Source organism: Microvirga sp. RSM25, from assembly GCF_044784385.1.
GTDB lineage: Bacteria > Pseudomonadota > Alphaproteobacteria > Rhizobiales > Beijerinckiaceae > Microvirga > Microvirga tunisiensis.
Genome location: NZ_CP173039.1, coordinates 3,846,940 through 3,870,637 on the forward strand (window position 1 = coordinate 3,846,940; position 23,698 = coordinate 3,870,637).

Here is a 23,698-nt window from a genome sequence, read left to right on the forward strand (position 1 = left end):
CAAGATTCAGATCTTGCTGACGCAGGAGGCTCAAATTGAAGGAGGTGTTGCCCAATAGTTTGTCGGATGAGAGTGTTGCCCATCTCAATCATCTCTCGATGTCGGGCATGGTATTCTCACTGACGGACTGCAGCTTTTGGAGAGGCAACTGCAGTTCCTAAATGGGAATGCACTCGATCCTCTGCATCCAGATCTCGCGCGGGCTTCAAAAGAGTCTTTGGCCGTGCCATGACGAGAGCGGTCGATCATAAAACTTCTATAATCTAAAGCGTCTTAATCTCGGATGAGGTCTGAGGATGATGTGCGCGAGATTGCAATGCGTCAATCGACCAGCCGCCAGCTCCGAATGCGGCGAGAAGCAGAAAGCCGCCTCCAATCGCAAGATCCTTGTTGAAGTGAATGAACTCACTGATGTCCGCGATATTCCTATGAAACAGGATGGCGGTCAGAACGCAGAAGCCCCCTAGGGCTAATGCGGCCAGACGCGTCTGGAAGCCGAAAGCGATCAGCAGACCGCCACCCAGTTCTGTTAAGATGACGAGCGGTAGAAGCATTCCCGGTACGCCATGGTTTTCCATGTATTGTACCGTACCCTCGTAATATCCGATCTTGCTCCAGCCCTCGATAATGAAGATGAACGCCAACATGAGCCTTGCCGCGAATGAAAGCGGCGCCTGAAGCCTGATCATGGTCGTCGTCCTTAACCGCATCGGAGGACTATACAGCTTCCTATCGTCTCATCGAGGAGCGGCTTCTATAGCCTCGGACAGATCGCGGTATTCCTCGCATTCGGTACCACACAATGTCTGGATGACCTGCAACTGCTCTCGCGCAAGATTGAGCTTGCCCTGGATGACATAGGCTTCGCCCAGATACTCCCGCACTTGGGCGTATTGTGGATCCATGGCGACGGACTTGAGATAATAGCCGATACCCTCTTCGGTTTGCCCGAGCTTTCGTGTGATGTATCCGCGGTAATTGAGCGCCTTTGGGGTATCTGGGTTTCGAACCATGTTGAGCACCTCGAGCGCCTCATCGAAACGCTCGGCCCGCGCAAGGGCGAAGGCGTAATCTGTCACTGCCTCGTCCGTCAAAACCTCACTTCGGACTTGGACACATCGACGGGATCTCTGGCTATAAATCTGCCCCCTCGGGCAGGTCATCATGTTGAGGGAGCCAGCATCGCTGTCGCGCCCACCCTGCCGGCCGGCATTTGCATTGCCTCCGCCACCGCCGTCACCTCCACCACCGGCGTTGCCGCCGCCACCTCCCGAGTTCCCGCCCTCGCCTGCAGCCATGGCAGGTGTGAGAACGCATGCGGTACCGATCGATAGGACGAAGGCTCCTGCCAGCAATCCGAGACGGTGCATTGCTTCACTGCGACGTATCATCGTGTCCTCCTGGAATGTTTTAGTCCACTCACTCAGAACATCGGGACCTCGGGCTTCGCTCGGACCCGTCGGTCATTCATGGTTTCTCCTTCTACGAACTCATGTGCATTACGCTCTTTGACGCATTCTGGACGTGCCCCGGTCGACAGAGAGGGATGTCGAATACGATACGACAGCGCCCATTGCCTTCGATCTCGACGCTAGTTCCGTATTCAGCCAGAATGTCCTCCACGATACCAAGACCGAGCCCGCTGGAGCCTGGTTCGGATCGTCCTGGCATACCCCGCTCAGGCCTTTCTCCGTGAGCGTCACCTGAGAAACCGGGGCCATCATCCTCAACGCCGATCCGAGCCTTATCGCCCAGTCTCTCCACTTGGACATTGACGCAGGTCTTTGCCCACTTCCGAGCATTGTCGAGCAAATTGCCCATGACCTCACCGAAATCATGAGGATCCATGTCGACGGCCAGATCGGCAGGAATCCCGGTCCGCCAAATCAGCCGCTCGCCTCGTGGCATGTGCTGCATCAGTCTCAGAAGGCGAGCGATGGTTTCGTCCACTTGCGTATAGGCCCCGCAGCCAATCGATGCGCCACTGGTGCGGGCCCGCGCGACCTCGCGCTCAACATGCGTGTAGATCAATTCCAACTGCTCCTGCATGCATCCTGCGACATCCTGCAGGCCCGCTTGCTCAAGGCGACGCATCTCACCACCGAGGATTGTCAATGGCGTTTTCAACCCATGGGCCAACGCGCCAGCACGGTCCCGAGCCTTGCGCACGAGGCCTTCCTGCCGATCGAGGAGCTTGTTGATGCTGTCGACGAGCGGAGCCACCTCGTCAGGAAAGTGTCGGGTCATACGCCGGATCTGGCCGGTCTGAACCGCATTCAGCTCATGTCCTACGGCCCGCAGCGGACGAAGCCCCAGCGAAAGCTGAACCCAGGCAAAGAGAACAAGAACGGCGGCAATGGGGATGAGGACGCGGGTCACGTCCCATCCGAAGGCCTGACGCAATTCGACAACCTGTCCGTGATCAAGGGCGACGGCAAGACTGACGCGGCGAGGGCCTTGCTCGCTATCCACCGTGACCTCCCGTTCGATCACGTAGAGCTCAGAACCGTCAGGTCCGTCGATCTCGAATGCCTTGTCGCGCTCAGTGCCTTCGCGTGGGCCGGTCGCGGGGAGTTCCTTGTCCCAAAGCGAACGCGAGCGCATGACTGGGCGTCCATCTTCGGAGACTTGCCAATAGGCTCCACCATAAGGCTGGTGATAACGCGGGTCTGTCAGCTTCTGGCTGAGCCCAGTTTCTCCTTCCGTGCCGAAGGCCGTTGCCAGTTCCGTCCAGTGAATGTTGAGATCCTGCTCCACATACCGGAGAACTTGACGTTCGAAGAACACGACAAGAGAAGCGCCCGCGACGGCAATCGTTGCCACGATGGACATGACGGCGACAAGAAGCAATCGAAGCCGTATCGAATTTCGTGTCATGGCGCAGGCGTCTCCATGATGTAGCCGTGGCCGCGCCGGGTTCCGATCGTTTCCGACCCGATCTTGCGCCGGAGACGTGCCACCAAGGCCTCAACCGCATTGCTCTCCGGCTCGTCCGATCCATAAACGTGTTCAACGAGTTCGCTCTGGCCGACGACACGATCCCGGTTATGAGCCAGATATCTGAGCAGGCGAAATTCAAGGGGCGATAGCTCGATGGCCCTGCCATTGAGCATCACCCGCAGCCGCCGCGTATCGATGCGCAGAGCACCAACCTCGATGAGAGGAGTGACATGGCGCCCGACCCGACGCAGCAGGGCGGCCAGTCGAGCAAGGAGTTCCTCCATCTCGAAGGGCTTGGTCAGATAGTCGTCGGCACCGGCATCGATACCCTCGACCCTTTGCAGCCAGGAGCCCCGGGCCGTCAGGACGAGGATCGGAACAGTGCTGGTCCCTTCCCGCAACCGCCGCACCACCGACAGGCCGTCGAGCTTCGGCAGACCGAGGTCCAGGATGAGAGCATCATAATCTTCGGTCGAGGCCCGGAACCAGCCTTCCTCTCCATCCCGGACGATGTCCACGATATATCCGGTGTCAACCAAGGCATGCTGGATATCTCTGGCGATTGCCGGCTCGTCCTCGACGAGAAGAACCCTCATCAGCGTCTCCTGATCTGGAGGATTTGGTTATTACGGGCATCGACGACGACCTCCTGATAGCGGCGATCCCGGGTGAGAATGAGAAATTCATAGCGCCACTCGCCACCCCAGGATTGGCGCAGGTCAACCTCCAGGACCTGACCCGGAACAGCGCGTGAGACGGTCGGAAGCACCGCGCTCAGGGCTAGGGCCCAACCCTGCGATACGGCTTCCCGGGCATTCTCGGAAGAGGTGCTGCCCCATCCGTGAGGAGCTGGCATGTCGTCGCCGCGACCCCGACCGCGCCCACGCCCGGCATCGTCGTCCCCTCCGCGGCCCCGCCCCTGACCTCCTCCGTTGGATCCACGGTCAGAGCCGCTGTCGCCACTGCCTCTGCCGCTGTTATCTCCTCCCCCGTGGCCGCCATCTCCGCCATCGTGGCCTCCTCCGTCGCCCCCTCCACCGCTCCCGCCATCCTTCGCAAACGTGGCCATTGGGCAACCGGCCTCGGCCGCGACAAAAGCCAAGGTCGCCGAGAGCAGGACGATGAGGTGGCGCCGGATCATAGGAACTTCCAAAGCTCCTCAGCATAGCACGCCCAACCTGATATTTCGCTGACGCGCTCCATCAGGTTCGCATGGCCTGCTTCATCCATGCTGCCTTCTCACCGGCGCTCATTGCGCAGCGGATGAAGGGAGAGAGACGATGTTGAAGCGAACCAAGAATGGAGCGGGCATTGTGGTCCTAGGTACGATCCTGGCTTCGTTGACGGCTGCCATCCCGGCAATGGTCATTAGCGCAACACTATCGCCTGCAATAGCGAGAGGCGGCGATGACAATGGAGGGAGTCACGGAGGCGATGATAACGGCGGACGTGGCGACCCGGGTGGCCATGACCGGAGCGGACGCTCCAGCGACGACAGTGGCGGGCGCGGGGGACGTGGCGGAGATGATGGCGGCCGAGGCCAGGGCCGTGGAAGAGGCGATCAGGCCGATTCCCGCGCAGACGATGGCGGGCGGCGCAGCCGCGGGGCAGACGATCGCACACGAGCCGACACTCGGGCGAGAGAACAGACACGGGATCAGCACCAGACCCGGACACGCACCCGCGCGGTGGATGATCTCCTCGAAGTACGACAGGTCCGTGGACGTGGCGCAGACGATGCAAACGCCCTGGATGATAATGGGGGTCGCCTGGATCGCGATAGGCGCTTCGAGCCTGGAGATGATCGCAGGATCAATGGCCGCTAAGGGAACCATGCTATCGACGACCGTGGGATGCCTTCGCTCCCACGGTCGCAAAGATTAGGCCAACGGAGACGGTCTGTTCATCCTGAGACAGACCTCTCCCTAGGAACCGCGTGAGGTCGAATGCTGTGCCCCATCACCGCTGGTTTGGGTTGAAATGCTTCTTCAGCTTGTGTCCGTAGGCGCCGTAATCCTTCTGCAGCGACTCGGTGTTCGCGCCGAAGGCCGTCACCTTCTGCGGGAAGCGCGTCTCGAACATGAACGCCATCGTGCCTTCAAGCTTGTGCGGCTTCAGCTCCACATTGCTGGCCTTCTCGAACGCATCCATGTCAGGCCCATGCGGGAGCATCGTGTTGTGCAGCGACATGCCGCCCGGCACGAAGCCGCCGCCGGTCTTGGCATCGTACACGCCGTAGACCAGACCCATGAACTCGCTCATCACGTTCATGTGGTACCAGGGCGGCCGGAAGGTGTTTTCCGCCACCAGCCAGCGGTCGGAGAAGAGCACGAAATCGATGTTGGCGGTGCCGGGCGTTTCCGACGGCGAGGTCAGCACCGTGAAGATCGACGGGTCGGCATGGTCGTACAAAACCGGTCCCACCGGCGAGTAGCGGCGCAGGTCGTATTTGTACGGGGCGTAGTTGCCGTGCCAGGCCACCACGTCGAGCGGCGAGTGGTCCATCTCGGCCACCCACAGCGAGCCGCCCCACTTTACATACATCTTGGAGGGGGCGTCCTTGTCCTCGTAGGCCGCCACGGGCGTGAGGAAGTCGCGCGGATTGGCCAGGCAATTGGCGCCGATCGGTCCGCGCTCGGGCAGCGTGAAGGCGCCGCCGTAGTTCTCGCACATGTAGCCGCGCGCCGGACCGCCCGTGAGCTCGACCCGGATCTTCACGCCGCGCGGGATCACCGCGATCTCGCCCGGCTCGATGTCGATGATGCCGAACTCGGTCCACAGCCGAAGGGAGCCCTGCTGCGGCACGAACAGCAGTTCGCCATCGGCATTGTAGAAATACTCGTCCGCCATCGAGCGGGTGATGAGATAGACATGTGCGCCCATGCCCGCCTGGCTGCCGGCATCACCCGCCGTCGTGATGGTGCGGATGCCCTCCAGGAACGAGACGGACTCGCTCGGGATCGGGATCGGGTCCCAACGCATGGGCGCGATCGGCACCTCCACCTCGACGGCCGGCGCCGTGCGCCACAGGCCGATATCGGCCTTCTGGAACTGGCCCCAATGGGAGACGGTCGGGCGGATGCGGTAGAGCCAGGAGCGCTCGTTGGTGGTGCGTGGCGCCGTGAAGGGCGAGCCGGAGAGCTGCTCGGCATAGAGCCCGTAGGAGCACTTCTGGGGGGAGTTGCGCCCGATCGGCAGCGCCCCGGGCAGCGCCTCGGTCTCGAAGCCGTTGCCGAAGCCGGACATGTAGCCGGGCTGGATGGCGCTCTGCAGCCGGCCGGCGGCCTGGGTCTGTAAGGACGGGTTCTGGACATTCATGGTCGCGACCTCCTAGAGTTGGTCACGACTGTAACTGTCCATTTTGTAACCAACAACCAATGATCAAACTCGAACTCGAACACTTCCTCCCTTACCGGCTGAACCGGATCGCGGCGGCCGTCTCCCAAGACTTCCGCTCGGTCTATGGTCCGCATCATGACCTGACGATCCCGGAATGGCGGGTGCTGGCGACGCTGGGCCAGTTTGAGGCGATCAGCGCCAAGGCGATCGGCCAGCACTCATCCATGCACAAGACCAAGGTCAGCCGGGCGGTGCGGGCTCTGGAGGAGAGGCGCTGGCTCAGGCGCCGCCCGAGCGAGGAGGACCGGCGCGAGGAGATCCTGTCTCTCACAGCCCTCGGCCAGAAGACTTACCGAGAGATCGTCCCGAAGGCCGTGGCGTTCGAATGCCACATCCTGGACGCGCTCGGGCCGGAAGCCGAGGCGGTTCTAAACGCCTTGGAGCGGCTCGAGCATATATTCAATGTGCGTTGATATCGGGCAGGAAATTGCACAGCGTCGGAACCGTGATGGGCTCCGACGCCGCACTCCCAATAGAGTTGCGCTAGTCAACCCTTAACGCGGCGTGACGTCGAAGCCGAAATATTTCATCGAGAGCTTCTCGATCGTCCCGTCAGCCTTCGCTTCCGTGATGGCCTTGTCGAACATGGCCTTCAGCTCCGGATCGCTCTTGCGCAGGCCAACCGAGCTTCCGCGTCCGAGCATGCCACCCTGGAAGCGTGGTCCCACGAGCGTCATCTCCTCATTGCCAGCTTTCGCGGCAGCGCCGGACAGGTAAGCCGTCGATGCCATGATCAGATCGATGCGCCCCGCCGTGAGATCGAGGTCGTGCTGCTCGGTGGTCTTGTATTCCCTGATTTCGGCCGTACCCTTCAGATACTTGTCGAGGAAGTTCGCCGCAATCGACGAACCCTGTACGCCGATGGTCTTGCCCTTCAGAATCGGCTTCAGCTCCTCGACCGCAGCGGCGGCGCCCGCCTCATTGGTCGCCAGCGAGAAGATCTTGCCGTTCAGGGGCAGATTGGCGAGCGGACCCGACTTCAGCACTGCGAAGGTCTGGCCGGTCGTGCCGTAGGGCTGGGTGAAGGCCATCACCTCTTCGCGCTTGGCGGTCGCCGACATGCCGGCCATGATCGCATCGAACTTGCCAGCATTCAGCGCCGGGATGATGCCGTCGAAGGACTGCGCCTCGATGGTGCACTCAACCTTCATGCGGCTGCAAAGGTCCTTGTAGAGCTCGATCTCGAAGCCATCAAGGCTGCCATCGGGCTTGGTGAAGTTCCATGGCGCGAACGCTCCTTCCGTCGCAACACGGATCTTCGTCCAGGTTTTTTCCTGCGCCATCGCGCTTGTCCCGAGCGCGAGCGTCACGCCGGTGAGCGCGAGTGCCACAATCTTGCTGATGGTCTTCATGGTCTTCCCTCTGTTGATGATGGGCGAGCGTGTCGCGCTTAGACTGTGGGCGGTACTGAAATGCTAGCTGCCGATCCGTTATGCCTGGACTGAGCTTTCCTTCACGGTGACAGGTGGATCGACGTCATCCGGAATCGGGTTGACGAACGGTGTTCCAGCGAGGCGCTCGCGAAAGTCGGCTTTGGCCTCTTCGATCAGACCGGGATTGCGGAGAAGATCAATTGCCGTGCTGGCCATTACCTTCGCGGCATGTTCCATACCCTTGTGGGCTGCGGGCGCTTTTCCTTGTGCCACGAGCTGCCATGAATGACCGGGCGTACCGACGGCGTAGGTGGCGCCACGCATCTGGACGGTCGGAACCACCCAGCTGACAGTGCCGACATCAGTGGATCCCACGAGCGTTCCGTCCCCGCTCTCGGGCGGGAAAATCGTATCGCACAAAGTGACGCCCCTACGCGGCTTCAGCCCAAAGCGCTCAAAGGATGATTTGATGTCTTCATCCGTCAGCGTTTTCTGGATTTCTGCCGCGAAGGCTTTGTCCTTTTCGTCGAAGACAGGAGGCCCTAGCCGCTCCAGGTTCTGGTGCATCAACTGCTCCAGAGGCGTGTTGCCGACGAGGTTGGCATCGCCGCTGACGATCTCGCTGCGGACGCTCGTCTCCGTCATGAGCGCCGCACCCTCGGCAATCTTCTTCACACGGCGGAGCAATCCCTGCATTTCCGGCAGTTCGCGTGCACGGATCAGATAGCGCACCGTCGCGCTGGCCTGCACGACATTCGGCGCTGAGCCTCCTGTATCCGTGATGGCATAATGGATGCGGGCCGTGCTCGGCATATGCTCTCGCATATAGTTGACGCCGACATTCATGAGCTCCACCGCATCGAGCGCGCTGCGACCCAGATGAGGCGAGGCCGCCGCATGGGAGGCCCGTCCGCTGAAGTGAAAATTGATTTCGTTGCAGGCCAGAGAGATCGGATTATTGACACCTGCAAAAGGTGCCGGATGCCAGGATATCGCAATGTCGACATCGTCGAAAACTCCTGCCCGCACCATGAAGCCCTTAGCGGATCCTCCCTCCTCGGCCGGACAGCCATAGTAACGGATGCGTCCCTTGAGACCATGAGCTTCCAGATAATCCTTCACGGCAGTCGCGGCCATGAGTGAGCCGCTGCCGAGCATGTTATGCCCGCAGCCATGGCCGTTGCCGCCTTCGACGGCTGGCTTCTGCTCTGCAGTTCCTGCTACTTGGCTCAGGCCCGGCAGAGCATCGTACTCACCCAGAATGGCAATGACCGGTCCTTCCTCGCCCGCCTCGCCCATGACGGCGGTCGGAATGCCAGCGACGTTGCGGGCGATCCGAAAACCCTGCTGCTTGAGAACGGCTATGTGCTCAGCACAGGAGTGGTGCTCCTCAAAATTGAGTTCCGGCATTTCCCAAATGCGATCGCTGAGGGCAAGGAAGACCTCCCGCTTGGCTTCGACCAACCCCCAGATGTCCGAGGCATTTTTTCCCGACACTCCGTACCCTTCCTCGCGCCATTCCGCTTGAAACCGCTTCTCCTGACGTTTCAGCAAGTGTGGCATTGAATATTCACCAAAATTGGTACCAATATGATGCATGCTTGTTGGGGGGATGCAAGAGCAGGCCTGACGAATCATTTCGCAATCGTCTTGCTTTCTGCCTAAGGAAGTAGCAAAGCCAATCCATGGGACGTGACCACATTACATGACCACGATGGATGCACCCTTGAATAAGGCTTGGATGGCCGTAGCTGATCTGATCGCGCGCGACGTCCGAGCTGGCGCCTTCGCCCCAGGCACGTGGCTGAAGCAGATCGATCTTGAGCACCGTTACGGATTTGGCCGCTCAGATATTCGGCGCGCGCTCGACTATCTTACGCAAAAGCGCTTAGTGCAGCATGTACCCAATCGCGGATACCACGTTGTTCTGCCAGACAGCGATCAGACAGCCCATATTCTCGAGCTCCGCGTCATTCTCGAAACGGCTGCCGTCGACAGCATCGTCGCCAATGCAACCCCCGATGCAATCGAGCGGATAAACACTCTCGCCCGCAAGTTCGACGAGATGATTCTCCACGGCACAGTCCTGGAGCAATACGAGGCGAACCTCGCCTTTCATCGCGAGCTTCTCAGCCTGTGCTCCAATCCCGAATTATCCAATCTCGTGACCGATCTCCGCAGCAGAACATCATCCGCATTGGCTGGGCAATGGAGCACGCGGGTCCGCGTTGAACAATCGAGCCGAGAGCATCATGCCATGATCAAGGCCCTCGCCACAGGTGACGCGCAGCAGCTCAAAGACACGATTACACTGCATATCCGTCAGCCGAAGAGCTAGCGCATCGTGCGAAACCGAAAGTCCGCGTCAGCGAATAGCGAAACCGGTTTTCTGCGCCAAACGAAGCGCCAGCCAAGAAAGGGGCATCGGATGGGCGCCAAAAGTGGCGTCCCATTGGGGCTGATGCTCTAGCGAGCGACTGAATCGGCCTAGCCGTCATACGCCCGCAGCCACAGACCGAATGTCCCGAGCATCAACGAAGGCCTCCAGCGTTTCACCGAGCCTTCCGACGTCCTTCAGATAGGGAAAGGTGTTGTGCCCCGTCTCCAACGCGATGACGTCGGTCCGTGGAAATTCGCTCAATCGGCGCGCCACGGTCATATCGAATGCATTCTGCTTCCCGACTAGGACAGTGATTGAGCTTTTGGAGTTTGAGGACAGTGTAGGAGTCAAGTCCCCGCACTCGATTTGCGTATCTTTCAAGTGCCGTATGCTCAGACTGTTTGGCCTGTTCAGGATATATTCCGGAGCAGAAGCCAGGATGCGATCGGCCCCAATGCTTACGCCGATACCTAGAGCCGGGAAGCCACCCATCGAATGACCCAGGCAGAGAATTTCGTGGTCGGCGAAATTCGATTTCACGTCCTGAAGGAACGCAAGAAGACCCGAATAGGAGGATGCCACTCCCGGAACCCCCGTCTGGTACCATTCATTCAGGCCCGGATTCAGGAAAAGCTTTTTGCAATTGACATTACGCAAGAAGTTTGAATGCGACCGCGTTCCAAGCTTCTGGTTGATATACGCAAAAATAATCAGAAGTTTTTTACGATTGGATTCGGGCTCGAAAATAAGATGGCTCGAATCTTGGATGAAAATCGATTCAGTCCTTGTCGGTTCTTGCAACATCGCAGGATCAATCCTTCACAACTCTCTTCGCCCGTCCTCACCACTCACTTCACTTCCACCGCATGGAGCCTCCAACGCAATAAGCTCCGCCCTTCGCCTCTCATCAGCCGCCGCAGGAGACGAGGTATGCCAACAATCACCATCTAGAGCACCAGTGTCGTGCTGTGATGAGGCCGCACGCGACTGGTCTGCTCACAGTACTCTAAGGTTGTGGACGGCTTCCACTTCGAATCAGGGAGGAAGCGTCGGTATCAAGCGATCGGATCACTCATCTGAGGCTATGCCTCGATAGCGAACAGCATTGCTCCAAGCCTGTTCGATTCGCTTGAGAGTTCGGAACGTGGTTTCAAGGTCGCGAATCTCCGCCTCATTGCGCGCGACGAGTTGATGATAGGTCTTGTCGTTCCGCTTGATCATGTCACACAACTCACGCCCCTTGTCCGACAACCGGATGCGAGCGGATCTGCGATCCCGTTCCGAGGCCGTACGAATGACATACTCGGCTTCGACAAGCCTCTTGAGACTATAAGAGGCGTTCGACCCGAGATAGTAGCCGCGCTCAATCAAATCGCGGACCGACAGTTCGCTCGACCCGATCGTGAACAACATCATCACCTGAGATGGACTGAGGTCATCGACGCCGGCTTCGATTAGATCGGCCCGCACGAGATCGAGCGAGCGCCGATGCAGCCTCTCAACTACACGGACAATCTCGATATGAGTGATGCCTGTTGGCTCCGCCTGAGGAGCCTCAGGGCCTTCCGCGCGGCTCACGTGTTCGTCGCTTCTTCGATACAGAGCCTGCAACGTAGCATGCAAAGTGGGCTCCGGTTCATCCTGCGCGACAATCCAAGGCAAGGAGTTCGATATATTTTGCATGTTATACCCCATTATCAATCAAATAAATTAGTTCGAAATTCGAACTAATTTAATAGTGCTCTTGGCGTCTGAGGCTCATCCAAAGAGTAACTTGGATAAAGTTGACGACCCTTATTGTTGTTTCCTCAGCCAGAGACTTTTTATTGTTCAGAGAATCATACTTTATGGGTAGACGTTCTACCATCTGTGTTTCATAAATCCCTTCGAATAACTTTTAGGCAAAATTTAGATCTGCCGTACCATTGCCTCTTTTGGAGTCACTCCTGCATGAAGAAAACGGCCAATCCGGAAGCTGCCGATCTGATCCACCAAGGGCGCAAGGCATTTGCAGCCGGAGTTGTCTATGCCGCCGCCTTGAGTGCCGTCATCAACGTGCTTCAGTTGACGGTCCCTCTCTTCATGCTGCAAGTGCATGACCGTGTTGTGAACAGTCAGAGCACGGATACGTTGATCATGCTGATCATCGTCTCTGCTATTGGGTTGGCAATTTACTGCATCCTCGACTACGTGCGCGCCCTCACCTATCAGGTCATGGCGAGCAAGCTGATCAGGAAGCTGAACCTCCCGGTCCTGGAAGCTGCGATATCCGCCTCCGTGACGAAGGGCATCTCAAAGTCCGGTCAGGCGATTCGCGACCTCAACGACATCCGGTCATTCATCGTCGGAAGCGCTATCAGCGTTCCGCTGGAGGCATTTTGGGCACCCATCTTTCTTGCCGTCCTGTTCGCTCTCCATTGGCTTTATGGCTTGGTCGCGTTGATTTCGGCAATCATCATCATCTCTCTCTCCTTGTTATCCGATTTCCTGACGCGGAGAGCCGTGAAGCGCGCCAACGAATCCGCCATGCAGAATATCGGCGAAATCAGCGGCACTCTTCGACATGCAGAGGCGATTGAGGCCATGGGCATGCTTCCCGCCCTCTCTGAGCGGTGGCGTCAATCCCAACTGCATACGCAGGATCTTCTGGACGTCACGACCCGCCGAAGTCGCGCCATGGCTTCCGTCACCCGCACCTGTCGATATGCTATGCAGATTGCCGTTCTGTCGGTCGGGGCAATCCTGGTCATTCGGCAGGAGGCCAGCCCGGGATCGATGGTGGCCTCGAGCATCATCATGGGTCGCATGCTCCTACCCTTCGACTCGATGGTCGACGGCTGGCGGCAATGGATCCTCGCCATATCGGCGTGGAAGAATGTAGGCGATCTCATTGAGAACCAAGCGCCCAAGCGCGAAACCAAGCCGACGCCACGGACCCAGGGCGATCTCACGGTCGACCGGCTGGTCTATGCTCCTCCAGGTTCCGATGTTCCTGTTCTCAAGGGGCTGTCGTTCACACTATCGCCAGGCGAAGTGCTCGGCATTGTCGGCCCGTCGGCGGCCGGCAAGTCCACTCTGGCGCGCGCGCTCATCGGCGTGATCAAGCCCACATCCGGCGGCGTCTATCTCGATGGCAACAACGTCTATCTCTGGGAGCGCAGTTCATTCGGCGATATGGTAGGATATCTACCACAGAACGTATCCCTCCTTGACGGGACGATCCGAGACAACATCGCCCGGATGCGGGAAGCCGACCCGCGATTGGTGCTGGAGGCTGCCCGGCTCGCCGACGTTCACGAAATGATCGGCCGTCTGCCGCTCGGATATGATACGCCATTGGGAGATGGGGGGCATGCCCTGTCCGGCGGTCAGCGACAGCGGATCGGATTGGCACGGGCAGTCTATGGCAAGTCGCGCCTGGTCGTGCTCGACGAGCCCAATTCGAATCTCGATACCGATGGTGAGCGGGCGCTCGTGCGCACCATCGAGACCCTGCGCGCCGATGGGGCGATCATCATCCTGATCGCCCACCGCCCCTCCATCATGCAAGCCGCCGACAAGCTCATGGTCCTGCAGGAGGGCAGGATCAGCCAGTTCGGTCCGAGAACCTCGGTCGTCAGCGCGATCACCCCCGGCGAGAAGCCGATTGCTGCCGTGAAAGGAAGCGCATGAAGAAGCGTTCGGACATAGTGGAACGGACTGCGCTCGTGCCTGCCACGTACATGTCGGCAAACATTGGAGCCATGCGGGACCACTTGCGAAAGAAAGACCGAGGTGAGCCGTCGTATCGCGGGCCGGTGATTGCGGGCTTGGCGACGATCTTTCTTGGCCTCGGCGGCCTCACGACATGGGCCTTCTCGGCACATCTGGACAGCGCCGCGATTGCGACCGCAACTGTTGTGGTCGATTCCAAACGCAAGACCATCAGCCATCTTGAGGGTGGCATCCTCAAAACCCTGCTCGCTCATGAAGGCGAGGTCGTGAAGGCAGGGCAGCCGCTGCTGCGCCTTGACGACACAAGGGCAAAGGCCGAGCTTGAGCAGCTGCGCTCCAAACGGATCGGCCTTGAGGCACGGCTTGTGCGCCTGCGGGCCGAGCAGGCCGGCCTGACCGATCTCAGCTTTCCCGACAATCTGCTTCGGGCTGAAGGGCCGACGGCAGAGGAGATCCTGAAAGCCGAACAAAAGTACTTCATGGCCAGGCGCGAGATGTTCAATCGCCGCGTCGACATCCAGCGAAAGACAATCGAGCAGCAGGCGGCAGAACTCCAGGCCGTGAAATCACAAACTGACGCGAACACCCGGCAATCGGAACTGCTCGACCGGGAACTTAGGGCCATCGCGAGCCTCGTCGAGAAAGGCTATGCCCCGCGTCCCCGCCTTACGGAAATGCAGACGCGCGAAAGCCAGCTCCAGGGGGACGCCGGTGAGTTGGTCTCCCGCAAGGCAAAGGCGGAGCAGGCCAAGGCGGCGGCGGAACTTGAGATCCTTTCCCTTGGCAATGACTTTCAGCAGCAGGTCGCGTCAGATATTCAAACAGCTCAGCTCGAGTTGGCCGATACGATCGGACGTATAGACGCCGCAACCGACGTCCTGCGTCGCGTTGAGATCGTCTCTCCGGAGAGAGGAGTGGTGACCAATATCCGCTCCCATACCGTGGGCAGCGTCATTGCCGCCGGTCAATCGATCCTCGACATCGTGCCGGAGAACGAACCATTGATTGTTGAGGCGAAGATCGGTCTGCGGGACGTCGATTCCGTTCATGTCGGCGCACCGGTCCAGATTCGGCTGACCGCCTATAACAGCCGCAGTACCCCGCCTCTCGCGGGGAAGCTGACCTACCTTTCGGCCGACCAGCAGATGGACGACCGCAACAATTACGCCTACTTCGTCGCACGCGCTGAAATCGAGCCGGAAAGCCTTAAAGCTAATTCCAAAACGGTTCTCTACCCTGGAATGCCGGCAGAGGTTCTCATCATTAACCAGCCCAGGCGCGCCATCGATTATCTGCTAGGCCCCATCACCGAAAGCTTCGACCGGGCATTCCGAGAAGAATAAGACGAGCCGAGCCTTTCCAGCAGCTTCAATTATCGACAGCACACCTGCAGCGAGAGGCGAAGGAACGCCTCTCGCCAAACTTATTTCGAATTTAATTCCAAATTCCTTTTAATCAAGAAGTATAATTGAACAATAAAAATACTATATTGAAGAGCATATACTATTAAATTTGCACGAGAAGAGAATACTACTTTTTGATTTACAACTACTATTTATTGCTTTACTTAACAGAACACCGGGACCCACGCAGCACAAGCACCATCCCGGAAATCTCCTTGCGCAAATGGCGCTTCATTTTGGCTCGAACATGCAACCGGGTGCGTAGCGGCTTACCCGGAGCTGACAATAAGGATGAGAGATATGGCGACTATTGGTGGTGGAGCCTCAAGCGATTCCTTGCACGGCACTTCCGGCGCAGACGTGATCTTCGGCAATGGCGGCGATGACCTGATCCTAGGCGGCGGAGAGAGCGATGCAGTCTCGGGCGGGACTGGAGCTGACGTTCTCTTCGGCGGCTCCGGAGATGATTGGATCTCCGGCGGCGCCGATGATGATGTTCTGCTCGGTGGCGTCGGGGCCGACGTCCAACAGGGCGACAGCGGAAACGACATCCTGTTCGGCGGCAACAGCGATGACATCCTGCTCGGTGGCACGGGAGACGACTACCTCCGCGGCGGCAACGGCAATGACATCCAACGCGGCGGCGATGGCAGCGATGTTCTCGAAGGCGGGTCGGGCGATGACCTTCTTCAGGGTGGAGCGGACAGCGACATCCTGCGCGGCGGTTCAGGCACAGATATCCTGGATGGTGGCGCAGGCGACGACGTGCTTCATGGCGGCGCGGGCGGCGACACATTCATCTTCAGTGGCGGCGGTGGCAATGACGTCGTTCTCGACTTCAAGGCCGGCCAGGATATTCTGCAGATCTCCAAGGGGATCAACGGAACCGATATCACATCGGTCGACGATCTCACGGATCGAGTCCAGCAGGTCGGCAGCAATGCGATTGTCGATCTTGGTAACGGCGACACAATCACCCTCGTGAATGTGAACGCCGACGACGTCAACAGCAATCCGAGCGACTATTTCTCGGTTCACTGACCTGCAATTCCACAAAATCATGGATGCCGCGGAGTTCTCCGCGGCATCCCACTGGGACAAGTGGAGACAGAAAAGCGATGGCGGAGCTTGCCGTGCTCACATCACCAGCTGGTGATCTTGCCTCTCCGAAAATTTCATCTCTCGGACGCAACAACGTAGTTCTGCTCACCTGGGATATATCTCACGCCGCGCAGATCCGGTCACTCACGCTAACGACCTGTGACGGAGACATTTGGCCCCTCGCATCCCTGCGTCTGTCTCTACCTAGCGGCGGCACACGCCTCCTCTGGGTCTTTCAGCGCCCCAACGAGGGACAGATCACTGTAGACCTCACCCTTGGCGCGACTGATATTAGGACGGACGTTACCATCGATTCCGAAACGAACATTGCCTTGGTGGACACCGAAGAGCTAATCGACGGCATCGACAGGCATGGTCGCGTGGCTCTCGTCTCCGCTCTGTTCAATGTATGGGGCACTATGTTCCGCCTTCACCGGAACAGGGCTTTCATCGGGATTTTAGGTGATCTCCTTTCGCAGATTGCCCCGACACCTGGCCAAGCTGTCGCCGTCGCGCAGATTGCCGATGACTTCATTCTGACAAGAACCTCGCTCATATCAGGCTTCGGCAAGGTCGATGCGATCTATACGTTCGGCAAGAATGGCCCGACCCGCGTCCATGCGCGGCCCTACAGAGTTCCCAACGAGAAGGATGGACGGGACGTCGTCCATCTCCTGATTGATCGTGCACGGATCCCTTCCGACGAATCCTTCCTCATCTTGATTGGCCCCGGAGGATTGTCCGTCCGGCGTATGTTCAAGACAGATGCACGTCCCCCATCGATTGAGCGGTGGTTCCGCGAGCAGGCGCAAGCAGCATCTGGCTTGCGCGAGCATGTGCTGATGGAAATCGCCGATCGCTCCGCGGCAGGACCCGCCTACGCACTCGAGCTGCAACTGCGCTCACCATTGCGTCCCCGACGAATTTCGAGCAACCTCACGACACCATCGGCCGAAATCGTATCTGCGCTGGCAACGTCTGCAGGAACTCTGGTGACAGGCTGGTATCGCGACCCGGCCGGCCTCTTTGCGGGAATAGAAGCAAGTGGTCCGGACAACTGCGCACAAGATCTGACAGCACATCTTCGCACCTTTCCCGTTGAAGTGGCAGGACCAACGGAAGGGTCCCGTCTCAGCGCCACTGGCTTCGCCGTCCGCGCACGTGCGGCCCCCGGATCCGCACAAATCCTGCAACCGCGCTATTATCTTCGCCTGAAGTCGGGTGCACGATATGCCCTCGTGCCGAAACTCCAACCGCTCGACCCAGTTATCGCTCGCGGGGCCGCCTTGCGGGCGATCCCGGCGCAGCATGTCAGCCAAACCGTTTTGACGCAGGTTCTCAGCCCGGTGATTGCAAACCTTCACGAGCAGGCTCGGGGAAGAATTGGGCGGCCTACGCTCCAGAATATCGGGGCGCCCCTACACCGTCCAAAAGCGTCCGTCATCATTCCTCTCTACAGGAACTTGGAGTTCCTCCGATTCCAAATTGCGGCCTTTTCTACGGATCCGTGGTTTCGAACGAACGCAGAATTGATCTATGTCCTCGACTCTCCAGAGCAAGCTCAAGAAGTCGAACATCTGCTCGGCGGCCTTTATCTCGTCTACGGACAGCCTATCGTCCTTGCTATCATGGAGAAGAACGGTGGCTACGCGCGCGCCAACAATGTTGGCGCATCTGTTGCTCAAGGCGACGTTCTGGCGCTGGTGAATTCCGATGTCATTCCTGCCGCTCCCGGCTGGCTTGAGAAAATGGCGGCACGTTTGAACGGTCGCCGCCGTGTTGGCGCTGTTGGACCGAAGCTCCTATTCGAAGATGGATCCATCCAGCACGCCGGCATGTATTTCTCCCAAGATCACCGCGGATACTGGCTCAATCAGCACTTTCACAAGGGCATGCCTCGCGATTATGCACCTGCGTGCGAGGAACGTATTGTTCCTGCAGTGACCGGCGCCTGCCTCGTCACGTCCAAATCGATTTTCGACTCCGTTGGCGGCTTTACGGAAGACTATGTGGTGGGAGATTATGAAGATAGCGATCTTTGCCTCAAAATAACCATGACAGACCGCAAGATCGCATATGTTCCTGACATCGAACTCTACCACCTCGAACGTAGATCGATGTCTCTCAATGCCGAGTACATGCGCGGAATTGCGTGGCAGTACAATTGCTCTCTTCATACCGAGCGCTGGCGTGATCTCATGATTGCATCGATGCAGGCTGGACGTCCTCGCAAAGGAAGGAATGTCGCAATATGAATGTGCAGTTCGATTTAACGAATGCCTCAAGTACTCTGGATCTTCATGCTGAAGCCGAATCCCGCCTTGACCGATTGATGGAAGAGATTTCTCGAGATGGTTCTCTGCCCGCCCCGCCAGCGGAGAACGTTTTTGTCGGAGATGGCGACTATCGTGCAATCGGCGCAGAGTATCTTGGCCACTTCGTTCGAATTGGCGGTCTCAAACCGTTCGAGTCCGTACTCGACATCGGGTGCGGCATCGGCAGGATGGCCGTTCCTCTGACTCAGTATCTGGATTCGGGAACAGCCTTCTATGAAGGCGTCGATCCCGTGAATGCCGGTATTGAGTGGTGTGTGCAGAACATCACGTCAGCCTATCCGAATTTTCGGTTCTGTCGTGTGGATGTCGCTCACGAACTCTATAACCCGGGGGGCAATCGCCGGCCGTGAGATCGTCCTGCCGTTTGCAGATGCGAAATTCGATTTTGTGGCGATGGTATCCGTCGCAACCCATCTCCCGGAAGCAGAGATCTCCGCTTACGCTCGCGAGATCGCGCGGTTGCTGGCGCCCGGCGGGCGACTGTTTCTGACCGCCTTCATCGTTGCCGCAGGAGACCCGGATAGACCGACGGCTCGCCCTCGATTCACTCCGGGCAATCGGCCTGGCACGTGGTTTGGCGACCCTCTGGCTCCGCTCGGCGCAATCGGCTTCGACGCCGGGATCATTGAAGACATCTTGAAGAAAGCCGGGCTGCAGGTCCAACGCGTCAGCCTTGGCCATTGGCGAGGGATCGAGAGCAGCCACTACCAGGATGTCATCATCGCTGGTAAGCCGGAGTAGGTCATTTGACGACACGCGTACTGGTCGTTGCCCATAATCATCCCAACTTCCACCCTGGCGGGACGGAGATATTCGCCCATGACCTCTTTCGCGAGTACCGCTCGCGTCCGGATGTGGAGGCTCTGTTCCTGGCTGCAACGAATAATCTCCATCGTGAACAACGTCCGGGAACCAGCTTCCAGTCACCGGGAGACGCACCAGATGAAGTCGTCATGTGGTGCGGACACTTTGATGAGTTCAACCTGAGCCAAATAGACAACTATGGAGTCGTCCCTCACATCATCAGTTTACTCGAGGACTTTCGGCCCGATATCGTTCATATCCATCACGTTCTACTCATCGGAGTAGAGTTCATAGCGCTGGTACGTCGCGTTCTGCCAAACGCCCGCATCGTCATGACACTTCATGACTACTACCCGATTTGCGCTCATGAGGGATTGATGATGCGGACTAAGAACAAGGAAAGATGCGACCGCGCGACACCAAATCGTTGCAACGGATGCTTTCCGAACATTGCTGCGGATCGATTTCTCCTGCGCGAAAAGTACATTCAAACGCACTTCAGTCAGGTTCATCGCTTCATTGCTCCGAGTCGATTCATCAAGGAACGCTTCGTAAGTTGGGGTCTCCCGCCAGACTCGATTGAGATTGTTTCCAACGGGCGGCCAGCGGTTGTTCCGGCGGCACATCGATCCCCTATTTCAGGCAGGCGATCCATATTCGGCTATTTCGGCAACCTGAATCCCTGGAAGGGTATCCCAACTCTCCTGAAGGCGGCCCATCGCTTGATTGGGGACGGTTTTGGTGATTTCGAGCTCCGCCTGCACGGAGGGGCACCCTTTCAGTCACAGAAGTTCAATGAGGAAATCGACGCACTCCTGACAGCGACGGATTCTCAGGTCGTGAGGCTCGGGGCATACGGCCGTCAAGATATTTCGAACCTCATGGCTGCTGTCGATTGGGTGGTCGTGCCGTCGATCTGGTGGGAGAATGCGCCCTTGGTAATACAAGAGGCATTCATTCACCGGCGCCCCGTCATCGTAAGCGGCATCGGCGGAATGGCGGAATCCGTTGGAGATGGAATCGACGGTCTGCACGTCCGCCCGGACGATCCGGTTTCCCTCGCCAGTGCCATGCGACAGGCCATAGAGACACCCGATCTATGGCAGACGCTCGTCTCAGGAATCAAGCCGCCGGCCGATATCACAGTCGTCGCGGAGCGCCACCTTGCCCTCTATCATAGCCTTCTTAAAGGCGCCGAGATCATTCAACTGAAGGCAGACGCGGCATGAGCACTGCACAGCACAGTAGCGTAGTGGGCGTACCGGCGACACCAGTCAAAGCGCAGCTTCAAGGTCGCGTGGACGCAATCGAAGGTGGGCGCCTGTTCGGATGGGTTTGGGATCGCTCCCGCCCCACCGAGCGACTTCAGGTGTGTGTCATGCTGAACCAGCAAACCGTCGCATCGACCACTGCTGACATGCCTCGCGTCGACCTGCGTCGCAATGGGATTGGCGATGGCGGTTACGCCTTCGAGCTCGAACTCCCCGGCGCTGCCGCACACGAGGTGGCTGGCTTCTCTGTCATCGCAGTGTCCCCTTCCACCGGCGAGGAGCTCGCTTTGCGCTCTCCCAGCCAGGATGAACGCGCTGCCGAGACCGCTCTTAGTGCGCCGCTGAATCGAGTGCTTGATCGGCTGGAATTGCTCATAGAGGCACAACGGCGATCGCAAGTTCTGCAACGCGAGACCATTGAGGCATTTCGCGGCACTTCCAATCAGATCAAAGAGATCGTTGGCGAGGATGACGGCATCGCTGCAGCCCTCGATGTCGTGCGTTCCAATCAGTCCGATTTGGCCAAGAAGGTATCCGATATCGAAGTTTTCCATATGCGTTTCGACAGGATCCTTTCCGATTTTGGAAGACAGATTGAAGATCTAGGATCGTCGGTCGATCGTCCAATGCGCAGAGCCGTCGCGCTCCTGATTGCTTTCGGGGGGATCTCTGCCGCAAGCGCCGTCGCGGCGCTCGTCGTCCTTCTGCGTCACCCTCCTTGGTGATCTGAAGGCTTGTCAGGCAAGAAGCGAAACGATCATCGAAAGATTTAATAGGAAGCCCATGCAGTCCAATACGCAAATGGTGCAGGAGCTACGCGATCTTCCTCTCGACGGCGAGAGCGCGCTTGTTACTCCGATTGGTGATGACCTCGCGCTGATTGCCGGGGTGGCCGATGCGATGACGGACAATGTCGAAGCTCTGCTGAATGGCGATCCTTCCATGTCCATGAAGGCCGATACGGTCTACTGGGTTCGGAAGGATGCGCCTGCTGAAGCTGCCATTGGCTTTGTGGCCATCGTTCCGATCCGGCTGGCAAGCAAGGTCCGCTTGCGCTCGGTCGTCATGCGTCGCACTGGGCAGCCGATCCGTTACACCTTGATCAGACCGGCGGTACCCCTTCCAATACTGATCCAGAGCATCTCCGTCGATGCCGGGGATCGATCGGCATACATCGTCGACCGGATCGTTCATGCCTTGATCAGCGGGAAAGCCAATCAGAAACGACTTGACGCCGCCCTATCGGTACTGGCGTCGGCAGGATCCAATGATGGTTGGATTGAGGTAATCGGCTCGATTGATACAGGCCAAATCTTCCTGCAGGGTTGGGCCTCCGACCTGCCTTGCGACACGGTGCCCGTTCTTGCAGCGCACGAGGGGCTTCTCGCTGGAGAGTTCAAGTCGGCTTCGGTCCCTCGCAGCGACCTGGGGGAGCACGGCAAAGGTTTCGTGGGTCTGCTCGATACGAGAAAGTCCGCCGTCGATCCTGGCAAGCTCAAGAAGCTCTTCTTTCGTGGAAGGGACAGTTGGCGGACGCTCGATGTCTATGACCGTCGCGTCGTCCTGTCCTCAACCGACGTGCCCGCCCATATCCGGGATGGCTTGACCCACGCAAGCGCGAATGCGGATACGATGCTGACACTGCGACGTGCCGGGGAGCGTTTCGACGGCCGTGACACTGTGTCGGATCTCAAAGTGCCGGTTCGCATCGGTATGGATATGGTCGTTGAAGTGCCAGGCGGAGGAATTCTGGTCGCCGGTTGGATGCTCGACCCGGAGGGCCACGTCGATTCTCTCACTTTGCGTGCCGGTGCAAACAACCAGCGGATCGATCATACCTGGACCCGTCTTCCGCGCGCAGACGTGTCAATGGCATTCCAGCACAACAGCCTTTTCGCCGGACGCCTTGATCCAGCGCGGAATGATTATGGTTTCCTGGCCTTTGTCCCTGGCCCTCCATCCTTGGCAGAGACATCGGTCTATTTCGAGATGGCTATAGGTGAAACCTTTTCCTTTTATCCTCTCACACCTCTCCGGGGCATGTCCCGCCGGTCCCTAGAGAGATTGATCTCACCTCTCGACCCGAGGACCGCAGCCGCCGGAGCCGCAATCGAGCGTCATATCGGTCCGATGATGCAAGCAATGGCCTCGCCTGCACCGAGCGTCGCCGAGATCCGAGACTTCGACTTCGACGATACGGAAAGCGGCAAGGCCCTGGTTATTGGGGCTACCATGGATGCCGAGGAAGTGTCTGTGACGTTGTCTCTTCTGGCGTTGGATGCTGAGACGAGAGAAATGCCGATTATCGTCTCCGCTCCCGTGGAATCTTTCGACAACATTGCGCCAGAGGCGGAACGGCTTTCTCGCTTCTACGGCATCAGGATTCGCGTTATTGGCGCAACAGGCGTGCAGGATACCTGCGATGCATTTGAGGCTGCAGTTCAGGCAACGAAGGCAGAAACGCTGATCTTTCTTGCCGCAGGAGTTCTGCCGCGCCAAGCAGGCTGGATCTCCTTGTTGGAACGCGCCTATCGCAATCGTAGCGGCAGGGCATTGGTCAGTCCCACGATCCTCTACGAAGACAATTCGATCCGCTTCGCAGGCACCTGGCTCGATAATGGAGCACAGAAGCTTGTCGACCGGTATATCGGATACCCACGCGATGTCGTGCAGGGATCGCAACCGACGGAAGTCATCGCGGGCTCGCTCGCGTGCTGCATCGTCTCACGTGAATCTATCGAGTCTGCCGGGGGGTTCACACGGTCCTATCTGAACGTCAGCGAGAAGGGTCGCGATCTCTGCCTGAAGATGAGGCTAGGAGGTACGCCTGCCGTTTGGCTACCGGATGTCGAGATGATCTCAGCAGACAGCGACGTGAGTACTTCGGCACTTCCAATGCACCGTCTGGCTCAGAAGATCGACCGCTGGAGTTTCGACCGGAAGTGGTCGCTCCTCATCAACAACATGAGGTAGTGGA

At 58.5% G+C, this 23,698-nt stretch carries 20 protein-coding genes and 1 pseudogene; 10 read left to right on the top strand and 11 right to left on the bottom strand.

Translation table 11 applies throughout. The features are described 5' to 3' along the window. Positions 1 to 263: 263 nt before the first annotated feature. The 7 genes from ACD578_RS18280 to hmgA all read right to left on the bottom strand — a co-directional run bounded on the left by ACD578_RS18280 (position 264) and on the right by hmgA (position 6,258). Complete coding sequence (locus ACD578_RS18280; protein ID WP_404287263.1) at positions 264 to 689, bottom strand: DoxX family protein; 426 nt, start codon at positions 687 to 689, stop codon at positions 264 to 266. 48 nt (positions 690 to 737) lie between these two features. Next, positions 738 to 1,391 carry a tetratricopeptide repeat protein gene (locus tag ACD578_RS18285; protein ID WP_404287265.1) on the bottom strand — a complete coding sequence of 218 codons (654 nt, stop codon included), beginning with the start codon at positions 1,389 to 1,391 and terminating at the stop codon, positions 738 to 740. 91 nt (positions 1,392 to 1,482) lie between these two features. Continuing rightward, positions 1,483 to 2,877 (bottom strand): ATP-binding protein, encoded by a 1,395-nt coding sequence (locus ACD578_RS18290; RefSeq protein ID WP_404287267.1) that lies wholly within the window; start codon positions 2,875 to 2,877, stop codon positions 1,483 to 1,485. Beyond that, a complete protein-coding gene (locus ACD578_RS18295; protein WP_404287269.1) occupies positions 2,874 to 3,536 on the bottom strand; it encodes a response regulator transcription factor in 663 nt (220 codons plus the stop codon). Before ACD578_RS18295 ends, ACD578_RS18290 begins: the two co-directional genes overlap by 4 nt. Continuing rightward, on the bottom strand, positions 3,536 to 3,796 hold the full coding sequence (locus tag ACD578_RS18300) for a PepSY domain-containing protein (protein WP_404287271.1): 261 nt from the start codon (positions 3,794 to 3,796) through the stop codon (positions 3,536 to 3,538). The genes ACD578_RS18295 and ACD578_RS18300 overlap by 1 nt, the downstream gene beginning before the upstream one ends. Positions 3,797 to 4,319: 523 nt before the next feature. After that, a complete protein-coding gene (locus ACD578_RS18305) occupies positions 4,320 to 4,775 on the bottom strand; it encodes a hypothetical protein (protein WP_404287273.1) in 456 nt (151 codons plus the stop codon). A gap of 124 nt (positions 4,776 to 4,899) precedes the next feature. Then, entirely contained in the window at positions 4,900 to 6,258 is a 1,359-nt protein-coding gene (gene hmgA, locus ACD578_RS18310; protein ID WP_404287275.1) for a homogentisate 1,2-dioxygenase, read from the bottom strand. 59 nt (positions 6,259 to 6,317) lie between these two features. Here hmgA and ACD578_RS18315 point away from each other — a divergent pair, with 59 nt between their 5' ends. Continuing rightward, entirely contained in the window at positions 6,318 to 6,752 is a 435-nt protein-coding gene (locus ACD578_RS18315) for a MarR family winged helix-turn-helix transcriptional regulator (RefSeq protein WP_404287277.1), read from the top strand. Positions 6,753 to 6,833: 81 nt separating this feature from the next. Here the strand turns inward: ACD578_RS18315 and ACD578_RS18320 are convergent, their stop codons facing one another. Together ACD578_RS18320 and ACD578_RS18325 are read right to left on the bottom strand one after the other, a co-directional pair. Further along, positions 6,834 to 7,691, bottom strand: a complete 858-nt coding sequence (locus ACD578_RS18320) for a transporter substrate-binding domain-containing protein (protein ID WP_404287279.1) — start codon at positions 7,689 to 7,691, stop codon at positions 6,834 to 6,836. 78 nt (positions 7,692 to 7,769) lie between these two features. After that, complete coding sequence (locus tag ACD578_RS18325; protein ID WP_404287281.1) at positions 7,770 to 9,209, bottom strand: M20 family metallopeptidase; 1,440 nt, start codon at positions 9,207 to 9,209, stop codon at positions 7,770 to 7,772. A 208-nt stretch (positions 9,210 to 9,417) separates the two neighbouring features. Between ACD578_RS18325 and ACD578_RS18330 the strand changes: the two genes are divergently transcribed. Next, on the top strand, positions 9,418 to 10,050 hold the full coding sequence (locus ACD578_RS18330) for a GntR family transcriptional regulator (protein WP_404287283.1): 633 nt from the start codon (positions 9,418 to 9,420) through the stop codon (positions 10,048 to 10,050). Positions 10,051 to 10,206: 156 nt separating this feature from the next. Here the strand turns inward: ACD578_RS18330 and ACD578_RS18335 are convergent, their stop codons facing one another. Both ACD578_RS18335 and ACD578_RS18340 read right to left on the bottom strand, forming a co-directional pair. Then, positions 10,207 to 10,896 carry a hypothetical protein gene (locus tag ACD578_RS18335; protein ID WP_404287285.1) on the bottom strand — a complete coding sequence of 230 codons (690 nt, stop codon included), beginning with the start codon at positions 10,894 to 10,896 and terminating at the stop codon, positions 10,207 to 10,209. Between the two features lie 264 nt (positions 10,897 to 11,160). Further along, complete coding sequence (locus ACD578_RS18340; RefSeq protein WP_404287287.1) at positions 11,161 to 11,670, bottom strand: MarR family transcriptional regulator; 510 nt, start codon at positions 11,668 to 11,670, stop codon at positions 11,161 to 11,163. Positions 11,671 to 12,042: 372 nt separating this feature from the next. Between ACD578_RS18340 and ACD578_RS18345 the strand changes: the two genes are divergently transcribed. The 8 genes and pseudogenes from ACD578_RS18345 to ACD578_RS18380 all read left to right on the top strand — a co-directional run bounded on the left by ACD578_RS18345 (position 12,043) and on the right by ACD578_RS18380 (position 23,694). Next, complete coding sequence (locus tag ACD578_RS18345) at positions 12,043 to 13,764, top strand: type I secretion system permease/ATPase (RefSeq protein WP_404287289.1); 1,722 nt, start codon at positions 12,043 to 12,045, stop codon at positions 13,762 to 13,764. After that, positions 13,761 to 15,149, top strand: coding sequence for an HlyD family type I secretion periplasmic adaptor subunit (locus ACD578_RS18350; protein ID WP_404287291.1), 1,389 nt, complete (start codon positions 13,761 to 13,763; stop codon positions 15,147 to 15,149). The genes ACD578_RS18345 and ACD578_RS18350 overlap by 4 nt, the downstream gene beginning before the upstream one ends. Positions 15,150 to 15,509: 360 nt before the next feature. Beyond that, positions 15,510 to 16,250: a calcium-binding protein gene (locus ACD578_RS18355; protein WP_404287293.1), complete on the top strand. Its 741-nt coding sequence runs from the start codon at positions 15,510 to 15,512 to the stop codon at positions 16,248 to 16,250. A gap of 77 nt (positions 16,251 to 16,327) precedes the next feature. Further along, complete coding sequence (locus ACD578_RS18360; protein ID WP_404287295.1) at positions 16,328 to 18,565, top strand: glycosyltransferase; 2,238 nt, start codon at positions 16,328 to 16,330, stop codon at positions 18,563 to 18,565. After that, positions 18,562 to 19,387 (top strand): annotated as a pseudogene (locus ACD578_RS18365) (class I SAM-dependent methyltransferase). The gene ACD578_RS18360 and the pseudogene ACD578_RS18365 overlap by 4 nt, the downstream one beginning before the upstream one ends. Before the next feature lie 5 nt (positions 19,388 to 19,392). Continuing rightward, entirely contained in the window at positions 19,393 to 20,679 is a 1,287-nt protein-coding gene (locus tag ACD578_RS18370) for a glycosyltransferase family 4 protein (RefSeq protein ID WP_404287297.1), read from the top strand. Positions 20,680 to 20,828: 149 nt separating this feature from the next. After that, on the top strand, positions 20,829 to 21,446 hold the full coding sequence (locus ACD578_RS18375) for a hypothetical protein (RefSeq protein ID WP_404287299.1): 618 nt from the start codon (positions 20,829 to 20,831) through the stop codon (positions 21,444 to 21,446). Between the two features lie 58 nt (positions 21,447 to 21,504). Further along, the gene (locus tag ACD578_RS18380) at positions 21,505 to 23,694 is read left to right on the top strand and encodes a hypothetical protein (RefSeq protein ID WP_404287301.1); all 2,190 of its coding nucleotides are present in this window, start codon (positions 21,505 to 21,507) and stop codon (positions 23,692 to 23,694) included. Positions 23,695 to 23,698 lie beyond the last annotated feature (4 nt).